Consider the following 19351-nt stretch of genomic DNA (forward strand, 5'->3'; position numbering starts at 1 on the left):
CCTCCCGACGGTGCGCGTCCTCCTGCAGGCGGCTTCCCTGGCGGAGGGAGAAGCGGTTTTGGCCGCCGTGGTGTCTTTGGAGCACCGGGCGGTGGTTTTGGTGGTCCTGGCGGCATGAGTGCTGACGGCGCGGGTGGTCCCGCAGGAGAGGCGGAGGCCTTCCAGATCACCGGAGACAACGTCATGATGCAGTTTGCCAACAATCCCGTGGCCGACCTGCTGGCGATCTATGAAAAGCTCACGGGCTACACGCTGATCAAGGACACCAACATTTTTGAAGGGGCTACGATCAGCCTTGTCACCCCCAAGCAGGTTCCCAAGGCCGAGGCCATCAAGCTCATCGAGGCCTCACTGCTCGCGAACGGCTACGCCATCGTGAACGAGCCTGGCAGCAACAGCGCCAAGATCCTGCCAGCACGCAATCAAAGCGCGAATGCCGTCCAGTTCTCCCATGGGGTGAGGTTTTACACCAGCGCCATGGACATTCCTGACGGTGAAAGCATCGTGTCCTACTTCATGAAGCTGGACTACCTCGCCCCTGAAGACGCGGCCACCATGTTCTCAGGTCACGTCGGTCTGGGTGCTTATGGCCGCATCACACCGGTGACTTCCCCGCCCGGACTGCTGATCACGGAAAGCGCCACGATCGTCAAGCAGCTCATCGGCATCCGCGAAGCCATTGATCTCGGTGACACCGGCTCCACGCTGGTCACGAAATTCATTCCCATCAAATTTGCCGATGCCGCAGTGATCGCCCAGATCATCCAGGCCACCTTGAATGCGCAGGCGCAGGAAAAGGAAACGAAAGGCGTGAACACCATCCGTGGCTCTGCCGCCAGTGATGGGCGAGACAACAAAGGCGGTGACAACAACGCCCCAAGACCCCCGTCCATGCCAAACACTTCATCGCTGTCATCGAATCAAAATGCGCTGAATCCCCAGCCCAGCACGCAGGTGGTGGCAGACACGCGTTTGAACCAGATCCTAGTCGTCGCTTCGCCGCTGGACTACACCTACGTCGCCAGCCTCATTGCTGAATTTGACAAGCCGCTGGACAGCACGGAGCCGTATGAGCGCAAGCTCAAGTATGCCGCCGCCCTGGATGTCTTGAGTGCGCTGGTGGACCGGTTGCAGGAAGTGAACGCCGGCACCACCCAACTGCCGGGCGGGGGCAGCATTCAACAACAGCGCCAGCAGGTGCTGGCGACGAACAGCAGCCAGCTCCTTGGGGGCAGAACCACCCAGGGCACACGGGGTGGCGTGGTGGGCAACACCGCCTCCTCCGCATCTGGCTCTGACACCGCCAGTGCGTCCACAGGAACCACCGGCACCACATCATCAGCTACAAGCACTGGAGGCTCCCGTGCTGACGTCGTGTCCGGTCCCACGGAAAACAATGCCCCAGTGTCCGTGCTTGTCGGCAAGAGCCGCATCGTCGCAGACCCGATGTCGAACACGATCATCGTGATTGGTCGGCAGGAGGAGATCTCCAAAGTCGATGCCCTGCTCGACAAGCTCGACCGCAAGCCTTCGCAGGTTTACCTCGCCACCGTCATCGGCGAACTGACCCTCACCGACACGATGACCACCGGGGTGGATTACATCTCCTCTCTTACCAACAAGAACTTCAGTGCCAGCAGCATCACCAGCCGCACGGACATCCTTGGCACGACGGGCGGCGCGGGACGCGCCATCAATGACCTGCGCAACAATGCGATTACCGCGCCCTTCGGTCCCACCTCAGGCCTGAACCTGTATGGAGCCGCCGGCAGCGGTCTGAGCATCTTCCTCAACGCGCTGCAGACGAACAGTAATTTCAAAGTCCTCTCCCGGCCCTCCATTTTCGCCCTGAACAACAAGAAGGCGGTCATCTCTTCCGGGCGCAAAGTTCCGTATCCGGCGAGCACCGTCACGAACGCCGCCAACCTCAACGGCACCGTCACGTCCACCACCAGCTACCTGGATGTGGTTCTGAAACTCGAGGTCGTGCCGCTGATCAACACCGATGGCGAAGTCACGCTCACCATTTCTCAAATCAACGACACTCTCATCGGCACCCAGCTCATCACACCCAACCTGGTCCCGATCATCGGCACCGAGCAGCTTGTGACCTCCGTCACCATCCCGGACCGCAACACGATCGTGCTCGGCGGCCTCATTTCCGAGGAGAAAAATCTCGGCCAGAACGGCATCCCCTTCCTCGGCAAAATCCCCGGTCTGGGCAAGCTCTTCCGCACGGACAACAACAGCGTGACCCGCAAGGAGCTGATTGTTTTCATTCAGCCGCAGGTCGTGACTGACACCGAAAGCGTCCGCAAGACCTCGCTGAGCGAAGACATTCGCACCACGTCGGGGGCTCAGGCAGCCCAGCGCTTTCCGCAGGTGCCGCCGCCGCCCGTACCTGAGCCGGTCGAGGTGCCGGCCAGGAAGAAAAACTTCTTCCAGCGCATGTTCAGCCGCGATCCGAAGCCGCAGTGACTCGGAAGAGAAGCACGAGACAAGATCGAGACAGGATTCCTTGACCTGCGGGGCTCTTGACCTTTGACTGGGAGCCTTGCACTTCGAGATCAAAACCCTTCATCTCAGCGAGCCTTTTCGCATCGCCCACGGCACCTCGGCTACGCGCCAGGTGCTCCGTGTTTCGAATGGGGAGCTCGTCACTGAGGCCCCGTTTGTCCCCTACTATGGAGAAGATCCGGCGCTGACGCTGGCCGTGCTCAATCAAGCCGTGCTGCCGGAAGTACTGCCGCGCACCGCAGGCCTCGCGCTCAATCTGCTGCGCCATGACATCATCGGCCACCAGACCGGCCGGACACTGGCAGCCTACGCCGAGTCAAAGCTGGGCATGCCCGTGCATCACACGCCTCCCGGCTGCCGCTCCTTCAGCATTCCCGAGGATCTCGACGTCTTTGCGGACAAGGTTCGCGAGATCGCCACCCAATTTCCCGTGCTCAAACTCAAGCTCGGCTCTGGTGACCTGGGGCTGGACATTGCCACCGTCTCCGTCGCACGCTACGCTGCGCCGCATGCGAAACTGCTGCTGGATGTGAACGGCGGCTGGGACATGGCCGAGGCACCGCTCATGATCGAGAAGGTTGCGGAATACAGTCCGACGCTGATCGAGCAGCCCATCCATCACCGCCTTGGAGTCGATGGCTGGGAGGAACTGCGTGCGCTGCTTCCAGGCAATCCCCCGCCGATCTTCGCGGATGAAAGCGTGCAAACGGTGGAGGATGTCATCGCGCTCGCCGACTTCGTGGATGGCGTGAACATCAAGCTCCTCAAAAGCGGCAGCCTGGACGCTGCTGTGGCCATGATCGCGGCGGCGAAGGAGCACAGTCTGCAGATCCTCCTGGGCTGCATGATCGAAACCAGCCTGGGCACCACGGCAGCGGCGCATCTGGCGCCGTGGGCCGACTGGATCGACCTCGACGGGCATTTCTATGTGGCCGATGACGACTTCACGGGCATCACGTATGATGCCAGCGGCAACCTGATCATGCCCAACCGCCCAGGCATTGGCGCTGTACCGCGATGAATGTTTCTCTTTTCCAATCTGCCGCTGAACGCCACCTCCCGGCTGCGCTCGACTTCCTGCGCCGTCTTGTGGCCATCAACAGCTTCACCGCCAATTCTGAAGGCGTGGATGAAGTGGCCCGACTGACTGCAGCCGCTTTTGCGCCGCTGGGTTTTGAGGCTGAACTTGCGCCCTGTATCACTCCCGGCACCGGCCATCACCTCTTTCTCACGCATCGCGGTCAGGGTGGTGAACCTATCGTTCTCGTCACGCATTCAGACACGGTGTTTCCACCCGAGGAAGAACGGCTGAATGATTTCAAGTGGGACGAGCGCCCCGATGAAGGCCGCATCTATGGGCCGGGCACCGTGGATAACAAAGGCGGCACGGCCTTGATCTGGCTCATCTTGCAAAGCCTGCGGGAGGCTGCGCCGGAAGTGTTTGAGCGCACGCACTGGCTCGTGGCTGCCAATGCCGCTGAAGAAATCACGGGGGACGATTTTGGCCGTGTGACCACTGACCGTTGCGGAGGGAAAGCGCGCGCGGTGCTGGTGTTTGAAGGCGGGCCGGCGGATGAGCGCGGCTGGCACATTGTCACCTCGCGCAAAGGGCGCAGTACGTGGAGGCTCAGCGCCGAAGGCAAGGCCGCGCATGCGGGCAGCAAGCACCATGAGGGCATCAATGCGATCGATGCGCTCGCCCGTGTGCTGCCGGACATCGCGGACATGACCGATGCTGAAACCGAACGCACGGTGAACATCGGCATGGTGCAGGGGGGCACCGTTGTGAATCGCGTACCGCATGAGGCCGTGGCCGAGTGGGAGTGCCGGGCCACGGAGCCTGCGGCATTGCAGCAGGCAGATGATTTTTTTGCGCTGCTCAGCGGCAAGGCTGACAATGGCGCGAAACTCACGGCGAAACGCACGGGCCACACGGCTGCATGGCGGGGGGGTGTGGAGTCTGAGGCTCTCTTTCACCTCTGGCACGAAGCCGCTGCGATGATGAATCTCACGGCGGTCTCTGTGCCGCGCGGTGGCTTGAGCGATGCCAACCACCTGTGGCATCTGGCGCCCACACTCGATGGCCTCGGACCCTATGGTGCCAATGCGCACTGTTCTGAACGCAGCGCTGACGGGAGCAAGCTGCCTGAGTATGTGGAGCCGGGATCGTTTGTGCCGAAGGCGGTGATGAATGCGCTGGCGCTGGTGAAGCTTGTGCAGGGTGGTGAGGTTGCGGTTTGAAGTGACGCGGCCTGACTCACCATGATCGAGGTCAGAAGCCCCCTGCCTTGTTAGAGCAGTTTCCAAAACTGACTTCCAAAAGAAGCGGTATTTTTAGACTTTGCCTCTGCGGAGCGCATTGGAGTGCCGCTGCGAGGAGCTGCTGCTTTCGAGTGGCTCGTGGTGTGCGTCAAGTGACCGGCTGGCGAAGAATCACCGGCTCCCGCTTACGGGAATTTTCTGCCACGCATGCGTCCCCGAGTCCGGCGAAAGCGGTAGCTGCGTTCGTTCCTCACTACGCGACCGCAGTCCATATCGGAATGCTCGGCTTGATCGGGAAATGAATTTTACGAATTGCTCTAGAGCCCTTTTGTCAGCGTCTTCACGCGCAGCAGGAACATGTCTGCGGTGATGTAGAGGATGCTGCGGTCAGCGCCGCCGAAGGCGCAGTTTGCCGTGGCCTGGCCGGTGAGGATGCTGCCGAGGTGTTTGCCTTCTTTGCTGATGATCAGGACGCCGCCGGGGCCGGTGGTCCAGATGTTGCCATTGGCATCCACCTTCATGCCATCGCAGCCGCCTTTGCGTTCGGCACTTTTGAGAGGCTGGGCATTGAAGAAGACGCGGCCGTTTTTTATAGTGCCGTCGTCCTGAAGATCGTAGGCCATCACGCGAGTGTTCTTCGGATCAGACACGGCGATGTAGAGGGTCTTTTGGTCGGGGCTGAGCGCGATGCCATTTGGGAAACGAATGTCTGAGATTAACAGCGAGACTTTGCCAGCAGGAGTGACGGAGTACACGCCGTGCTGCGGGAGCTCTGGTGCTTCACCTTTCTTCAAACCGTAAGGAGGATCGGTGAAGAAGATGGTGCCGCTCTTGGCGATGACGAGATCGTTGGGGCTGTTGAAGCGCTTGCCTTCGTATTTATCCGCGAGCGAGGTGAAGGTGCCGTCTTTTTCCAGACGTGCGATGCGGCGCTCGCCATGCTGGCAGAGGATGAGATTTCCCTGGGCATCGACTTGGAGGCCGTTCGAGCCCTGCCCATCTCCGCTGAGACTGCCGCTGGGTTTGAGCACGACCTTGGCTGCGGTGTCGCCTTCCTTCCAGCCGAAGACGGTGTTCTCCGGCACATCTGAGAAGACGATGCCGCCATCCCGCCAGACGGGGCCCTCGGACCAGTTGAAGCCGGAGGCGAGGACTTCGATTTTTGTATCAGGGGCGAGCAGGGTGTCGAGGGCGGGATCGAGCTTTTCGATGGAGCCGTGGAATGCGGGGACGGGTTCCGCAGCGAAGGCTGCTAGGGAGGTTGCAAGGAGCAGGGAGAGTGTGCGGGGGAGCATGGGGAGAGTGGGTGGAAAGGGATCTAAACGAGCTTTAACTGAAGGAATCGCCAGGTTTCTGATTTACATGGGTGGACGAGAAAAAAGCAAATGACCTAAATTGATCGTTCACACCTTGCTTCACGGAGGTTCATTCAGAAATTATCGATCTCACACGGGAATCAATTTCCCCCACCATTGCCTCCATGCGCTGGAGCTGATCCTCGGGGGTGAGATGCCCAGGAACAGAGCCGAGGGCCTCAAGATAAAACTGGTGGTAAAGCCCCATGCACCGAAGGCAGGTGTAGTGCATCGTCATCTTCCGAGCGGGCAACTCCCATACCTGGTTCATTGATCCGCTCGCAGCCTTGTCGCCACAATAATAGCACTTCGCATCATGAATCGAAATGCCATCTGCATCGGCGCCCACCTGCCGCAGGCTTGCACACTCATCGCACAATGAGCTGCTGGTCATCACTCCGTTGATGATCTCCGTGAGAAAGGTGTGCGCTGAATGCAGTCCGCAAGAGCTGCAAAGCGGTGAATCAGGCGGATTGTGCTCCATCGTTAGGTGTTGATTTCAGAACTGTGGTGATCACGCCAGGGGAAACGCCAGATGGCAGTGGCGGCGGCGTTCCTAACTCATCTGGTGGTCAATCGTGGTCTGCTGGCAGTCTCGCGAAACCATGCACTCACCGTGCTGCTGTTTTGGTGGTGCGTTTGCCGAGGCAGATGAGGCTTGTTTCGGAGCGGATGAAGATCTGGCCTTCGCTGAGTGCGGGGGAGGCGAAGACTTTTTCCTTGAGCTCGCTTTCGGCGAGGAGCTTGTAGGTTTTGTCGGGCTGGACGGTGCGGAGGATGCCGAAGTCGTTGATGAAAAAGACGTGGCCTTCGGCGCTGGTGAGAGAGGCGTGGTGCTCGCGCATGCGCTCCTCCCATTGGATCTCGCCGGACTTGGCATCGAAGCAGTGGGCGACGCCGGAGTCTGAGACATTGAGCAGATGGCTGCTCTCGATGAGCGGTGATGGGACGTAGGACACGCCTTTGTTGGTGCGCCAGACGATGTGGGTGTTGGTGACGTTGCCGCTGCCGTCGGGCTTGATGGCGAGGAGGTGGTGCTCGGGGAAGCCGCCGGTCATGTAAAGGAGGCCGGATTGATCGCTATAGACGATTGAGGCGACGAACTGCTCGGTGGGGCCGTCGATGATCCAGAGGAGCTTGCCGGTGCGGGGATCGTAGCTGGTGACGCACATCGTGCCGGAGAGGACCATCTGCGTGCGGCCGCCGATGTCGCGGATGAGCGGGACGCAGTAGCTGCGGGTGTTGTTGGGGCGTGCGATGCGCCACAGTTCTTTGCCGTCGGTTCTGGCGAGGGCGACGATGTAGCCGTCGCCATCGTGGTCGCAATTGACGATGACTTTGTCTTCAAAAACGATGGGGCTGGAGCAGAAGCCGTGTTTGCTGGAGAAGAGGCCGGGGCGCACCTGCCAGATTTGTTTGCCACTGAAGTCGTGTGCGGAGATGACGACGGTGCCCTTTGGCACTTCGCCTTTGCCGATGACTCGACCGGCATTCGCCGCACGTGTGGCGTCAGTCTCGGTGTTGTCGAGGAAGGCAGTGAAGATGCGCTCGCCATCAGTGGCGGGAGTGCTGGAGGCCTGGCTGTTGAGTTTGTGGATGCTCTCGATGGGCGCTTTGACCACCGTGGACTGCCAGAGTTGTTTGCCCGATGCGCGATCGAGACAGAGAAGCGCGCGCTCTTGGGTTTCAGGCAGTGCAGCGACGATGAAGATGCGATCCTGCCATACGATGGGCGAGGCGTGGCCACTGCCGGGGAGCTCCACCTTCCATGTGACATTGCCATCTGCGGAGATCGGAAATCCGGTGTCTTTGGACGTGCCATCGAGACGCGGGCCGCGCCACTGCGGCCAGTCTTCGGCAGGCAGGAGCGCAGGGGTGAGAGCGAGGAGCAGGGAAAGCGTGCGGAAAGTCATGAGTGGGAGAAAACGCCGGGGAGAGGGGGGAGCTTGCGAGAATGAGGCTAAGAGCTTCCTCCACATCAGCCGAGCCACCAGAGCAGGAGCAGGGCGGCTGTGATGACGATCACGCCGCGCAGGCAGAGACGGATGAGGCGGCGATCACTGGCCGAGGTGTCCGGCGAGGTTTTGGAGAAATCCTGCTGGAAGATGACAGACACATACGGTCCCAGCCAGAGGAGCAGAATAAGCAGGGCTGGGTAAAGGATGTGGCGCCAGTCCATGGTGCTCACGAGGGCGAAGAAGTGTCGAGCAACCGCCTCACCACCGGCAGCGCACGTTCGAAGGCATCGCGCAGTTCCTGGATGTCCGGCATGCGCACGTCGCGAAAGGCGGGCTCCATCTGTTCGCTGGTGATGCCATCGTGTCGGATCAGGAACTCCACATCCTGCATGTCCTGAGGGTCGTTGCCTCGCATCATTTTGGTCAGAATGAGGTCGATGGTGTGAGGACGAAAGAGCTTCAGAAAGCGAGTGGCCGGACGGAGCACCGGAACGATGAAATTCTCCCAGTCCGGGCGGAGAAAGACCTGATCCTCTTGAAACAGATGTGTCATGTAGAGGCCCTGCTTTTCCAAGATTGCATTCACCCGGGCCTGGGCCTCCCAAAACTGGTCATCTGCTTCAAGTTCAGCGGACTTGGAGAAGCGTAAAATCACATCCATGTCCAATGAACGTCCAATGGCTGCAGGCACGTCATCGAACCCAAGCGCGATGGAGGCACGGCCATAAGCCACCAATGAAACCTCATGGTCGAGCAAACCATCCAGGGTGGAGGCAATAATCTCAGCATTAGTCATGCCGCAAAACGCCGTGGACGCTGCCATTCAAAAGTAGTTTTCCTCCCCACATGCCGCTCGTAACCATTCATCGCCACGAAGCGGGTGGGATGAGGCATCACGCCGTCTTTAGGCTCCGGCATGGGCGGCAGCAGCGCCAGCAGTTCAGTCCAAAAAGAATTGTCCGGTTCGTATTTCCTACCGCATGCCGCCACATAGGCGACGACCATTTCGCTGCGTTCCCAAACCGCAAGCCGCGCCAGCACCTGCGGATCATTCCCTTCCGCTCCGAGCATGGCAGCCCCGCAGCGGATCGAATAAGGATCGTAAACCTGCGCGATGGAAAGCAGCGCCACGGCAAGTTCCTCGTTGGAGAAGACTTCCACGGGGACAAGTTCGCCCGCAGGCTCATCTCCCTGCCAGTAGTGACGGCACCCCCGCTGAACAGCCAGCGTGCGCAGATCCTCAGGCACACGCAGCCCCAGCCGACGCGCCTTCATCAAAAGAGGGGAAAGGTGCGTGGTAGTGCCAAGTTTGCGGGCCAGGGTTTCTGTTTCCACAGAGGGAGTTTAGCCGAGCTCGGCTCAAAAACAAGCCCTCCCCTCAGCTCTGCCGAGCGCGGATGTCGAGGAGCTGCTTCATGACGTGATTGATCTTGCCGCTCCATTCGGTGGTGCCGAAGGCGTCGTGGAGGGTGCGGTAGAGGGTGTAGAGTTCGGCGTAAACGGCCTGGTTCTCGGGAATGGGGTAATAGACTTTTTCGCGGGTGGCGGTGATCTGGGACTGGAGGGTGTGGATGTCCCCTGCCCCGGCGGCGGCGGCACCGAAGATGGCCGCACCGAGGGCGCAGGTCTGCTCGCTCTGGCTGACTTTCATGGGCTTGCCGATGATGTCGGCGTAGCACTGCATGAGGGTGGCGTTTTTGATGGAGAGGCCGCCGGTGTTGATGACTTCCTCGATTTTGACGCCGTATTCTTCGACGCGTTTGATGATGGTGAGGGCACCGAAGGCGGTGGCTTCAATGTAGGCGCGGTAGATTTCGTGCGCCTCGGTGTGGAGGGTCTGGCCGAGGAGCAGGCCGGTGAGGCGGACATCGACGAGGATGGTGCGGTTGCCGTTGTTCCAATCGAGCGCGAGCAGGCCGGTGGAGCCGGGCTTTTTCCCGAGCATGGCCTTCTCCATGTTGACGAATTTTTCGCCCACGGTGGTGCCGTAGGTGTCGGGCACGAGGTGATTGACGAACCAGAGGAAGATGTCGCCCACGGCGCTCTGTCCGGCCTCGATGCCGTAGTAGCCGGGGAGCACGGAGCCGTTCACGATGCCGCAGACGCCGGGGATGTCTGCCAACGGTTTGCTGGTAGGAGCAATCATGAGATCGCAGGTGCTGGTGCCGAGGATTTTGACCAGCGTGCCTTCTTTGATGCCTGCGCCGACCGCGCCCATGTGCGCATCAAAGGTGCCGACGCTGATGGCGATGCCTTCTTTGAGACCGAGGCGCTGGGACCATTCGGCGCAGAGAGAGCCGGCCTTCACATCGGCGGTGTGGGCCACGGAATAGAGGCGGTCGCGGAGATCAGCGAGGGCGGGATCGAGCTTGGCGAGGAATTCTTTGTCCGGGAGGCCGCCCCACTCGGTGCTGAACATGGCCTTGTGTCCGGCGCTGCAGACGCCGCGCTTGAGCGTGAGGGGATCGGTGTTACCGGTGAGCACGGCGGGAATCCAGTCGCAGTGCTCGACGAAGCTGAATGCGGCCTCGAAGACCTGGGCGTCCACGCGGCGGAGGCGGAGGATTTTGCTCCACCACCATTCGCTGGAGTAGATGCCTCCGCATTTGGCGATGATGTTGGGCCGCATCTCATGGGCTAGCTGCGTGATCTCTGCTGCCTCGGCGTAGCCGGTGTGGTCTTTCCAGAGCCAGACCATGGCGTTGAGGTTGTTCTTAAACTCGGGCAGCAGGCCGAGTGGAGTACCTTCTTTGTTCACCGGAATGGGGGTGCTGCCGGTGGTGTCGATGCCGATGCCGATGACCTGAGCGGGATCAAAGCCGGGGACGTTTGTCCGCGCCTGCTGGAGAGCACCGCGCACCACGGCTTCGAGGCCGTCGAGATAGTCCTGCGGGTTTTGCCGGGCGACGTGCGGGTCTTTGGGATCGAGCAGGATGCCCATCTCGCCGCTCGGGTAATTGAAGACGGTGGAGCCGACTTCGGCACCGTTGTCGAGGTCGATGAGGAGAGAGCGGCAGGAATTGGTGCCGTAGTCGATGCCGAGGGAGTAGCGCTTCATGAGTTGGGTTGGAGCAGTCTGCGGATGTTTTAGCGGGTTCATCCCGCAGTGCGAGCCAAAACCGGACAAGGTTTGTGACCGGAGTGTGACGGTTCTTGATGCAGGAGAGGAGAAAGACCGTGTGCGGCAGGCCGTTTACCACCGCCTTATGACCAACCGTCTGCTTTCTTTCGCCGCTGTTTTCACCCTCACTGCCGCCCTGCATGCCGAGGACGCTTTTGTCCCTCTGTTTGATGGCACAACTCTCGCAGGCTGGGAGCAGCACAGCGGCAAGGCGGAGTACCGTGTGGAAAATGGTGCGGTGGTGGGCAAGACGGTGCCGGACACGGGAAACTCCTTCCTGTGCACGACGAAGAAGTACGGGAACTTCATCATGGAACTCGAGTTCAAGGTCGATCCGTCGATGAACTCGGGGATTCAGTTCCGCAGCAACTACTACACGCAGGAGACGGAAGTGGAGATCGCGGGGAAAAAGAAGAAATTCCCGGCGGATCGGGTGCATGGCTACCAGTTTGAGATTGATCCGAGTGCGCGTGCCTTCACGGGCGGCGTGTATGACGAAGGCCGCCGTGGCTGGCTCTTTGATCTGAAGAACAACGAGGCGGCGCGCAAGGCCTTCAGGCAGGGAGAGTGGAACCAGGCGCGCATCGAGTGCCGTGGCAGCAGCATCAAGACTTTCATCAATGGGGTCCTGGCTGCGGACTTCACCGATGACATGACCGCCGAGGGCGTCATCGCCCTGCAGGTGCACGGGATTGGCAAAAAAACCGAAGCGGTGGGCAAGGAAGTGATGTGGAAAAACATCCGCATTCAAGAACTCAAGTAGAAACATCTTTCGAGTTCATCCGGGAAACGAGTTGGAAAACTCGCTTCCTTCTGTGTACACTGCCCCCACAACCATGAAAACCAACCGCGCTCTGCTTTTCATCTCCTCCCTGCTCCTTTCCACCAACCTGCTGAAGGCTGAGATCAAGGAAACTGTCGTCGAATACAAATCTGGAGACGTGCTCTGCGAAGGCCTGCACGTCGTCGATACCGCCAAGACGGGCAAGCTGCCCTCTGTGCTCATCATCCACCAGTGGACCGGCCTGAGCGACAACGAGAAGATGCGGGCCCGCATGCTGGCGGAGCTCGGCTACAATGTTTTCGCCGCCGACATCTATGGCAAAGGCATCCGCCCGCAGCCTCCAGAAGCTGGCAAGGAGGCCGGCAAGTACAAAGGCAACCGCAAGCTGTACCGCGAACGCATGCTTTCCGCGCTGGAGGTGCTGGACAAGGACCCGCAGACGGACCTCTCCAAAGTCGCCGCCATCGGCTACTGCTTTGGCGGCACGGGAGTGATCGAGCTGGCCCGCAGTGGCGCACTGATCAAGGGTGTGGTGAGCTTCCATGGCGGGCTCGATTCCCCGACTCCTGCCGACGGCAAGAACATCAAGGGCAAGGTGCTGGCGCTGCATGGCGCGGACGACCCCTTTGTGCCAGCCAAGGACATCGCCGCGTTTGAGCAGGAGATGAAGGACGCGAAGGTGGACTACAAGCTGGTGAGCTACCCCGGCGCGGTGCATGCCTTCACGCAGAAGGCTGCGGGCAATGACAACAGCAAAGGTGCAGCCTACAACGAAGCCGCCGACAAGGCCTCCTGGGAGGAAATGAAGGCCTTCTTCGCACGCATTTTCAAGACGGAAGGCTGAAACAAGGAGGCCGACCATGAAACGATTTCTGCTGCTGCAAGCCACTCTGGCCTTTGCCGTGCTGACGGCAGCGGAAGAGCCCACGAACTTCATCCGGTTTGTGGAGGAGGATGAGAGCGACAGCCTGCAAACGGCGGTGGTGAGCTATGAGTCGCCACAGAAGGTCAAAGTGGATCTCGTGGGGGCCATCCACATCGCTGACAAGGCGTATTTCGATGGACTGAACGTGCGGTTCAAAGGCTATGAGGCGGTGCTGTACGAACTCGTCGGCCCGTCCTTTGAGGAACGGGGCAAACCCGAGGCCAAGAAGCAGGCGGAAAAGCTCCAGTGGGTGGGCCAGCTGCAGACCATGATGCGCGACACGCTGAAGCTGCACGGCCAGCTCGAAGGCATCGACTACACGGCGAAGAATTTCGTGCATGCGGACATGGACATGTCCCAGTTTACTCAGACGCAGACCGAGAAGCAGGAGAGCTTCCTTTCGCTCTACCTCAAGGCCGCGCAGGCGCAGAAAGAGGTCAACGAAAAGCGCGGGGTCAATTCCGATGCCGCCGGGATGGTGATGCTGCTGAAGATTCTGACGATGAAGGACAGCAGCACGGAGCTGAAGCGCATGATAGCTCAGGAGTTCGACAGTGTGGAGGACATCATGGCGGGCATGGAAACCGGCGACGGCACCGTGCTCGTGGGCGAGCGGAACAAGGTGGCGCTGCAGGTCATGGACAAGGAGATTGCAGCCGGGAAAAAGCGCATTGCCATCTTTTACGGCGCGGCACATCTGGGAGACATGGAGGAGCGCCTGCTGAAGAAGGGCTTCAAGCGCACGAAGGTGGAGTGGCTGAAGGCCTGGGATCTGCCTCACGCCAAATGAAATGAGGAAGGCCGCAGCCTTCCTCATCACAAATTCAAAGCTGAATATAGCCGGCTTATTTCTTAGCGCCGGCGGCTTCCAGACGGAGCTGCTCAAGGCGGGAGAGAACTTTGGGAGCGGCCGGAGCAGCAGGCTTGGGGGCTTCCTTGGGCTTGTTGGCGGCGAGAACGGGGGCTGCAGGTGGCGGAGCGACCACCTTGCGAGGGGCGTCGATGCGCAGGATGGAGCCGAGCGCAATGCGATGGATCGTGGTGGCATTGGTGCCCTTCACAGGAACATCGACACGCACAAACAGGTTGGCCTGCTTGCCGATGGGCGACTTGTCGTTCGTCTTCACCTTGAAGGAAACTTCCTTGGTGTCCTTGGTGATCTTGGCAGGCTCGATCGGGATGGTGTCCGGGACGCCGAGAACCTGGGCGGTGGCCTCGCCATCGAATGGCAGGAGCTGCTCCAGCTTGGCGACCATGACGGCTTCCTTGCCCTGCTCCACGGCGACGAGCGGGATGGCCGGCGCGGTGATGTAGGCCGGCGCGGTGACGACTGCCGTGAATGGAGACGCATTGTAGATGCGGCCCTTGCCGGCATCGGCCTCGCCCATGACGGTGAAATTCCAAGAACCGGCCGGTGTTCCGGCATTGGCATCCAGCTGGAAGACGCACTCGTTCTGGCCTTCCGGAATGGTCTGCTCGCCCAAGGCGCTGACACCGTTGGGCTTCCAGATCATGAGCACACGGATGGGGGCCTTGAAGCCTTCCTTGCGCTTGGAGACGACCTTGAGTTCGAGAATGCCGTTGTTCACCAGCGGCACGGCAGGCTTGACGATTTCGAGGGAGTAGGGAGCCTCCTCCACGACGGCGACGGGCAGGCGGTCTTCGATCTGGGTGTAGTAGACGACGTTGCCATTGCGCACGATGTCGAACTCCTGGCGCAGCTTGCCACGTGTCTTGGTGTTCGGATCGACGGCATTGAGAGAGATGGGGACGACCTGATGACCGAGTGGTGCATCCGCAGTGGCTTCAAAAAGCAACGGCACGCTGCCGAGGTCTTTCGGGGCCATTTCGGTGAGCAGTTTCACGCCCTGGGGCATGTTCTGGACGTCAAACTTGAAGTCGCCGCCGACGTTGTTGCGGCTGACGTTGACGAGCGTGGCATACCGTCCGCCTTTGGGAACCGCGATGAACTGGCGGTAGTTGTTGTCGTTCACCGAGTACTGAGGCGAGGCAAAGAAGACCTCAGGCTCTGCGGCGATGAGTTCAAGGCGATAGACGTAGTTGGCACCGCCGCGTTCCAGATGATCGGCCACGCGCACGAAGTAGTCGCCGTCCGCTGGAATGGCGACTTTGAACTTGCTGTCGAGACGGCGGCGGCCACCACCGTCGTCGTTGCCGCTGATGGAGCCGCCTTTGGCATTGTAGATGTTCACCACGCTGTCGAGCGGGGAGCCGAGGCTCTGAGCAAAGGCCTGCACTTCCAGCGTCATGCCTTTCTTGAGCGGCACTTTGAAGAAATCGATGTCACCGGGTTTCTCGATGATGCCGTTGAGGGCGATTGGGGAACCTGGGGCGACCGTGGCCTTCGCCTGCTCATCGTTGGGCTCGGCTTCGAGCACGTTGTCATAGTTGACAAGACGGAATGGGTTGCCGGAAGGAGCGGGCTCCTGGGACTTCGAGAAGAGCATGTAGTCAGGGTCGATTTCCGCTGGCAGCTGAACCTCTTCTTCAAAGGAGCTGTCGCGCTCGATGAGGCGCACTTTGGTCTTGGAGCCGATCTTGCCACCGGCGGGATAGACGACATCAGGGCGGCGGAAACCGCCGACGTGCAGGCGGTAGTAGGAATTGCCACCGCCACGGTAGGAGGATTCGCGGATCATGACGGTGTAGTCGCCATCTTCTTCAGCCACATAAGAGCAGTAACCATCCTGACGGTGGAGGATGGTGTCGTCAGAGATCACCTTTTCGAAGCGGTCTTTGTCAATGATGGCCAGGAAGGGGTCAAACACGGTGTAGCCGAGGCGGAGGCCGTCCACTTCGACGGAGAGGCGCTGGCCTTTCTTGAGGCTGACGCGGTAGTAGTCCACGTCTTCGTTTTGCACGACGCCCTCGATCGTTTGATTCAGCTGGATGACTTGGGGAGATTCGAAGTCGCTGTTGGGCTCCTTCTCATCCACGTTCGGGAAGATGCCCACGAAGAACTGGCGGGCATGTGACATGCCGGACTTCGTGCGGATGCGCATGAGGTGATTTCCAGGAGGCACATCCAGAGCGATGCCGATGGTGAGCTGCACCTTGTTGGGCTCCACCTTGTCCACGCTCTTTTGGGTGAAGCCGGGGGAGAAGAAGATCATGCTCTCAAAGTCTGCCAGCTGGGTCCCCGTGACGGTGAGCTTGACCTCCGTGCCACGCTGGCCGCCGTTTGGCACCGTCGTGTTGAAGGTAGGGTACGCCGCAAAGGCACTGGTGGCACAGGCTGCGGTGATGAGGATCAAATGACGGATGGTGGACATGACAATGAGGTAGGGGTCGTTCAGCATACGCCCTGGAAAAGGCGAAAATTACGAATTGCGTGAAGTTCCTGCGGACATTTGGCGCACCAGATGCAGGCAATAAAGGAGCGGCAGAGCCCCAAAAAGGCCAAAAGAACAGTCCACCAGCCGCCAGTAGAGAGGAATGCAGCGCACCGCGCCACAGATCAGTGCCAGGGGAGCAACTGCGGCACAGGCAAAGAGGCCCACCTTCAGCACCCAGGCATTGGGCAGCGGATCGCGCCAGGGCCCGGCGATAAAAAAGACCGCGATCATGATGTGGCCGAACGCCAGCCAGTCCGTGCCGTAGGCGACGAAAGGAAACTGCGCCTGAGTGACCTCCAGCCCATGCCAGACATAACCGATCCAGAAAGACAGCCCGCCATGACTGGCGTACTCGGCGTGATGCTGGATGCCGAGCCAGGAGGCCATCAGCCGCAGTTCATGCAGCAGGGGGAAGGCCGTGAGTCCGCTCAGGATCAGACCGATGATGAAGAGGCCCAGAACTAGATGGTAGCGTCGCAGCAACGCAGCCTTGCTCATGTCTCAGTCCTCCACCGGCAGCCAGCGTGCGCCATCCACGACCACGTAGCCGTCCGCGCCTTCGTTGGAAATCGTGATGGAGGTGTCGTTGCCACACTCGTATTCACCGAGGTCGATCCAGAACAGGCCTTCGCCTGCTTTGGGAGACTTGAGGTCGATCTTCATTTTCTTCACGCCACCTGCGTACTGGACTTCCACAGGAGCATTGCTGGCGCGGTTGCTGTTGGGCGGGGAGGCCAGCATGAGGCGATATTTGCCGGGCTTGGTGAGCTTGGGTTCAAAGCGCAGGCTGCATTTGCCGTCCTTGGTGTTGCCATCGTGGCTGTAGCCGTCGCCGATGAAAGCCTTGGCGGCGCCGCTTTCTTTCCACTCGCCCGTCACCTTGGCATCGGTGTCATCCATGACGATGCCTTTGAGGGATTTCGGATCGATGCCGCGCAGGGTGGTGGGGCCGTCGAAATGCAGGATCTGGCCGTCTTTGAGAATCTGCGTCTTGAGCTTTTCATATGGCACATTCTGCACCGGGATGCCGTCGTCGATGGCGAGTACGGCGGCGGTGGCCGCGCTCTGGCCGAGGATCATGAACACGGGCTCCATGCGGATGCTGCCGTAGGCGATGTGGCTGGCGGACAAGGCAACGGGGACGAGGAGGTTGCTCCCCTGCCCTTTCTTGGGAACCAAGGAACCATAGGCGATCTCATAGGGACCTTTGGTGCTCACGCCGATGTCGCCTTCGTTTTGCACATTGCCTTCAGGCGTGATGTAACGCTGGATGTTGTGCGAATCGATGCCGTAGCTGCCCATGCCGACGCTGTCCGGAGTGGGGCGTTTTTTGAGGAGTTCGTTTTCCGTCATCACATAGCTGCCGACCATGCGGCGAGCTTCGCGGATGTAGAGCTGGTGGCTCCAGTTGCCGTTGTCGGTGAATTCATCCTTGGGCAGGCCCCAGGTCTGCAGTTCTTCCTGCACCTTCTTGGGCACGCGGGGGTCGTTGGCCACGAACCACAGCAAGCCCTGCTGATACTGGCGGTGCTCGGCGATGATCTCGCGGCGCTTTTCATAACTGCCTTCAGGGTAGTCGTAGTTGTAGCCGATGTTGTCGAAGCTGAAGGGGCCGTGGTTGTTGGTGTCGGTCTTGTGATTTGGGATGGGGTCGAACTTCTCGAAGAACTCGCCCCAGCCTGCGTTCAGCACGCGCAGCAGGATTTCGTACTGGTTTGCATCATAGCCTTCAGGCTTGGGAAAAGGGATGCGGTTGCTCGGATCATTCGTGTAGCAGGAGCGGAAGCAGTAGGCCTGCACGCGCTTGTCGCCAGCACCGTACTCACCTGGAGACTCCGTGCTCACGCGTGGTAGAACGCCGCTTTTGGGATCTCCCGGCACCTTGTAGGCGCTGATGGGTTCCTTCACCGCGCCGAAGTGGTGGCGGTGATGCAGCACGCCGACCTGAATGCCATTCCACTTCTCATCATACACAGAAGTCGCCTCACGGCCCACGTGATAATCCACGCCGGCAGCTGCCATCAAATCGCCTTCGTAGGTCGCATCGATGAACATTTTGCCAGCGTAGGTCTTGCCGCTGAGGGTGGTGATGGAGGTGATTTTATCCCCGTCCTTCTTCACGCCCTTGGCGCGGTCCAGCCACTCGTCGCGCACGACTTCGAGACCGAACTCCTTGACGTAATCTTCAAAGATCTGCTCCGCCACATGCGGCTCAAAGATCCACATGGTGCGGTTTTCGCCATCCACGGCAGGCGTGCCCTGGCCTTTGCCGCCGTATTCGGATTTCTTCTGCTGCACCCAGGCGGAGTCCTTGTCGTAGTGCTGCCAGACGCGATGGTAAAAGTCGCGGGAGAGGCCGCCGATGACGGCTTTGTTGCCGGTGTCGGTGAAGCCGAGGCCGCCACTGCTCAATCCGCCGAGGTGCTTGTCAGGCGAGACGACAATGACGCTCTTGCCCATCTTCTTGGCCTGCACAGCGGCGATGACGGCGGAGCAGGTGCCGCCGTAGATGACGATGTCATGATCGGCTGCGTGAAGAACCTGACTGGAAAGCAGGAGGGAGGCTAGAAGGGTGCGCAATTGCATGGCTTGAAGTTGGGGGTTGGCTGAGCCGGTTCAATTCCATCGCCGCATGAAAGGAATCGGCAAACAGAATGTTTCGCCCTCATCCGTCCCCCACTTTTGCACCAGCCTCTGATCACTGCCAGCCGCCGCCGAGAGCCTTCAGCATCGCCACAGCAGCCATGAGGCGTTGGCCTTCCACCTGGGCGGAAAGCAGCTTGGCATTGAGCACGGTGCGGTTGGCATCCACGACTTCAAAGTAGCTGGCGAGACCTTTCTGGTAGCGCAGTTCGGCCAGACGCTGCGTCTCCTGCGCGGCGGCGATGGCTGCATCCAGCGCCTGCCCCTGCTTGGCGTAGGCTCTCGCATCGATGAGGCTGTCCTCGACTTCCTGCAGGGCCACCAGAATGCTCTGGCGGTAGTTGGCCAGAGTCTCGTCGTAAGCCGCCTTGCTGGCCTTCAAATTCGCCCGCAGCCTTCCACCCTGAAAAATCGGCAAGGTCATGCTGGG

General features: G+C 60.1%; 16 protein-coding genes. 6 read left to right on the plus strand and 10 right to left on the minus strand.

Going from position 1 to position 19351, the window contains the following annotated elements:
• Positions 1-114: 114 nt before the first annotated feature.
• The 3 genes from WAW39_RS17895 to WAW39_RS17905 all read left to right on the plus strand — a co-directional run bounded on the left by WAW39_RS17895 (position 115) and on the right by WAW39_RS17905 (position 4758).
• A complete protein-coding gene (locus tag WAW39_RS17895; RefSeq protein ID WP_422320553.1) occupies positions 115-2478 on the plus strand; it encodes a type II secretion system protein GspD in 2364 nt (787 codons plus the stop codon).
• A 76-nt stretch (positions 2479-2554) separates the two neighbouring features.
• Entirely contained in the window at positions 2555-3538 is a 984-nt protein-coding gene (locus WAW39_RS17900) for an enolase C-terminal domain-like protein (RefSeq protein WP_422320554.1), read from the plus strand.
• On the plus strand, positions 3535-4758 hold the full coding sequence (locus tag WAW39_RS17905) for a M20/M25/M40 family metallo-hydrolase (RefSeq protein ID WP_422320555.1): 1224 nt from the start codon (positions 3535-3537) through the stop codon (positions 4756-4758). The genes WAW39_RS17900 and WAW39_RS17905 overlap by 4 nt, the downstream gene beginning before the upstream one ends.
• 338 nt (positions 4759-5096) lie before the next feature.
• Here WAW39_RS17905 and WAW39_RS17910 read toward each other — a convergent pair whose 3' ends face one another.
• The 6 genes from WAW39_RS17910 to WAW39_RS17935 form a co-directional block, all read right to left on the minus strand.
• The gene (locus WAW39_RS17910; RefSeq protein ID WP_422320556.1) at positions 5097-6074 is read right to left on the minus strand and encodes an SMP-30/gluconolactonase/LRE family protein; all 978 of its coding nucleotides are present in this window, start codon (positions 6072-6074) and stop codon (positions 5097-5099) included.
• Between the two features lie 671 nt (positions 6075-6745).
• Positions 6746-8047, minus strand: a complete 1302-nt coding sequence (locus WAW39_RS17915) for a PQQ-binding-like beta-propeller repeat protein (RefSeq protein ID WP_422320557.1) — start codon at positions 8045-8047, stop codon at positions 6746-6748.
• Positions 8048-8112: 65 nt separating this feature from the next.
• On the minus strand, positions 8113-8313 hold the full coding sequence (locus WAW39_RS17920) for a hypothetical protein (RefSeq protein WP_422320558.1): 201 nt from the start codon (positions 8311-8313) through the stop codon (positions 8113-8115).
• 5 nt (positions 8314-8318) lie between these two features.
• The gene (locus tag WAW39_RS17925; protein WP_422320559.1) at positions 8319-8888 is read right to left on the minus strand and encodes a hypothetical protein; all 570 of its coding nucleotides are present in this window, start codon (positions 8886-8888) and stop codon (positions 8319-8321) included.
• Positions 8885-9427, minus strand: a complete 543-nt coding sequence (locus WAW39_RS17930) for a hypothetical protein (RefSeq protein WP_422320560.1) — start codon at positions 9425-9427, stop codon at positions 8885-8887. Before WAW39_RS17930 ends, WAW39_RS17925 begins: the two co-directional genes overlap by 4 nt.
• A gap of 43 nt (positions 9428-9470) precedes the next feature.
• Positions 9471-11150: a ribulokinase gene (locus WAW39_RS17935; protein ID WP_422320561.1), complete on the minus strand. Its 1680-nt coding sequence runs from the start codon at positions 11148-11150 to the stop codon at positions 9471-9473.
• A 148-nt stretch (positions 11151-11298) separates the two neighbouring features.
• Here WAW39_RS17935 and WAW39_RS17940 point away from each other — a divergent pair, with 148 nt between their 5' ends.
• The 3 genes from WAW39_RS17940 (at position 11299) to WAW39_RS17950 (ending at position 13712) form a co-directional block, all read left to right on the plus strand.
• A complete protein-coding gene (locus tag WAW39_RS17940) occupies positions 11299-11976 on the plus strand; it encodes a 3-keto-disaccharide hydrolase (RefSeq protein WP_422320562.1) in 678 nt (225 codons plus the stop codon).
• Positions 11977-12049: 73 nt separating this feature from the next.
• The gene (locus WAW39_RS17945; protein WP_422320563.1) at positions 12050-12841 is read left to right on the plus strand and encodes a dienelactone hydrolase family protein; all 792 of its coding nucleotides are present in this window, start codon (positions 12050-12052) and stop codon (positions 12839-12841) included.
• Positions 12842-12857: 16 nt separating this feature from the next.
• Entirely contained in the window at positions 12858-13712 is an 855-nt protein-coding gene (locus tag WAW39_RS17950) for a hypothetical protein (RefSeq protein ID WP_422320564.1), read from the plus strand.
• Between the two features lie 55 nt (positions 13713-13767).
• On the opposite strand, the gene WAW39_RS17955 is transcribed toward WAW39_RS17950, so the two are convergent.
• From WAW39_RS17955 to WAW39_RS17970, 4 genes are all read right to left on the minus strand, one after another.
• Positions 13768-16215, minus strand: coding sequence for a PPC domain-containing protein (locus WAW39_RS17955; protein WP_422320565.1), 2448 nt, complete (start codon positions 16213-16215; stop codon positions 13768-13770).
• 48 nt (positions 16216-16263) lie between these two features.
• Entirely contained in the window at positions 16264-16776 is a 513-nt protein-coding gene (locus WAW39_RS17960) for a hypothetical protein (protein ID WP_422320566.1), read from the minus strand.
• A 3-nt stretch (positions 16777-16779) separates the two neighbouring features.
• Positions 16780-18864: an FAD-dependent oxidoreductase gene (locus WAW39_RS17965; RefSeq protein ID WP_422320567.1), complete on the minus strand. Its 2085-nt coding sequence runs from the start codon at positions 18862-18864 to the stop codon at positions 16780-16782.
• A gap of 112 nt (positions 18865-18976) precedes the next feature.
• Positions 18977-19351 (minus strand): TolC family protein (locus WAW39_RS17970; RefSeq protein ID WP_422320568.1); only part of this gene is annotated, 375 nt, incomplete at its 5' end.

Source organism: Prosthecobacter sp. (assembly GCF_049294395.1).
Classification (GTDB): Bacteria; Verrucomicrobiota; Verrucomicrobiia; order Verrucomicrobiales; family Verrucomicrobiaceae; genus Prosthecobacter.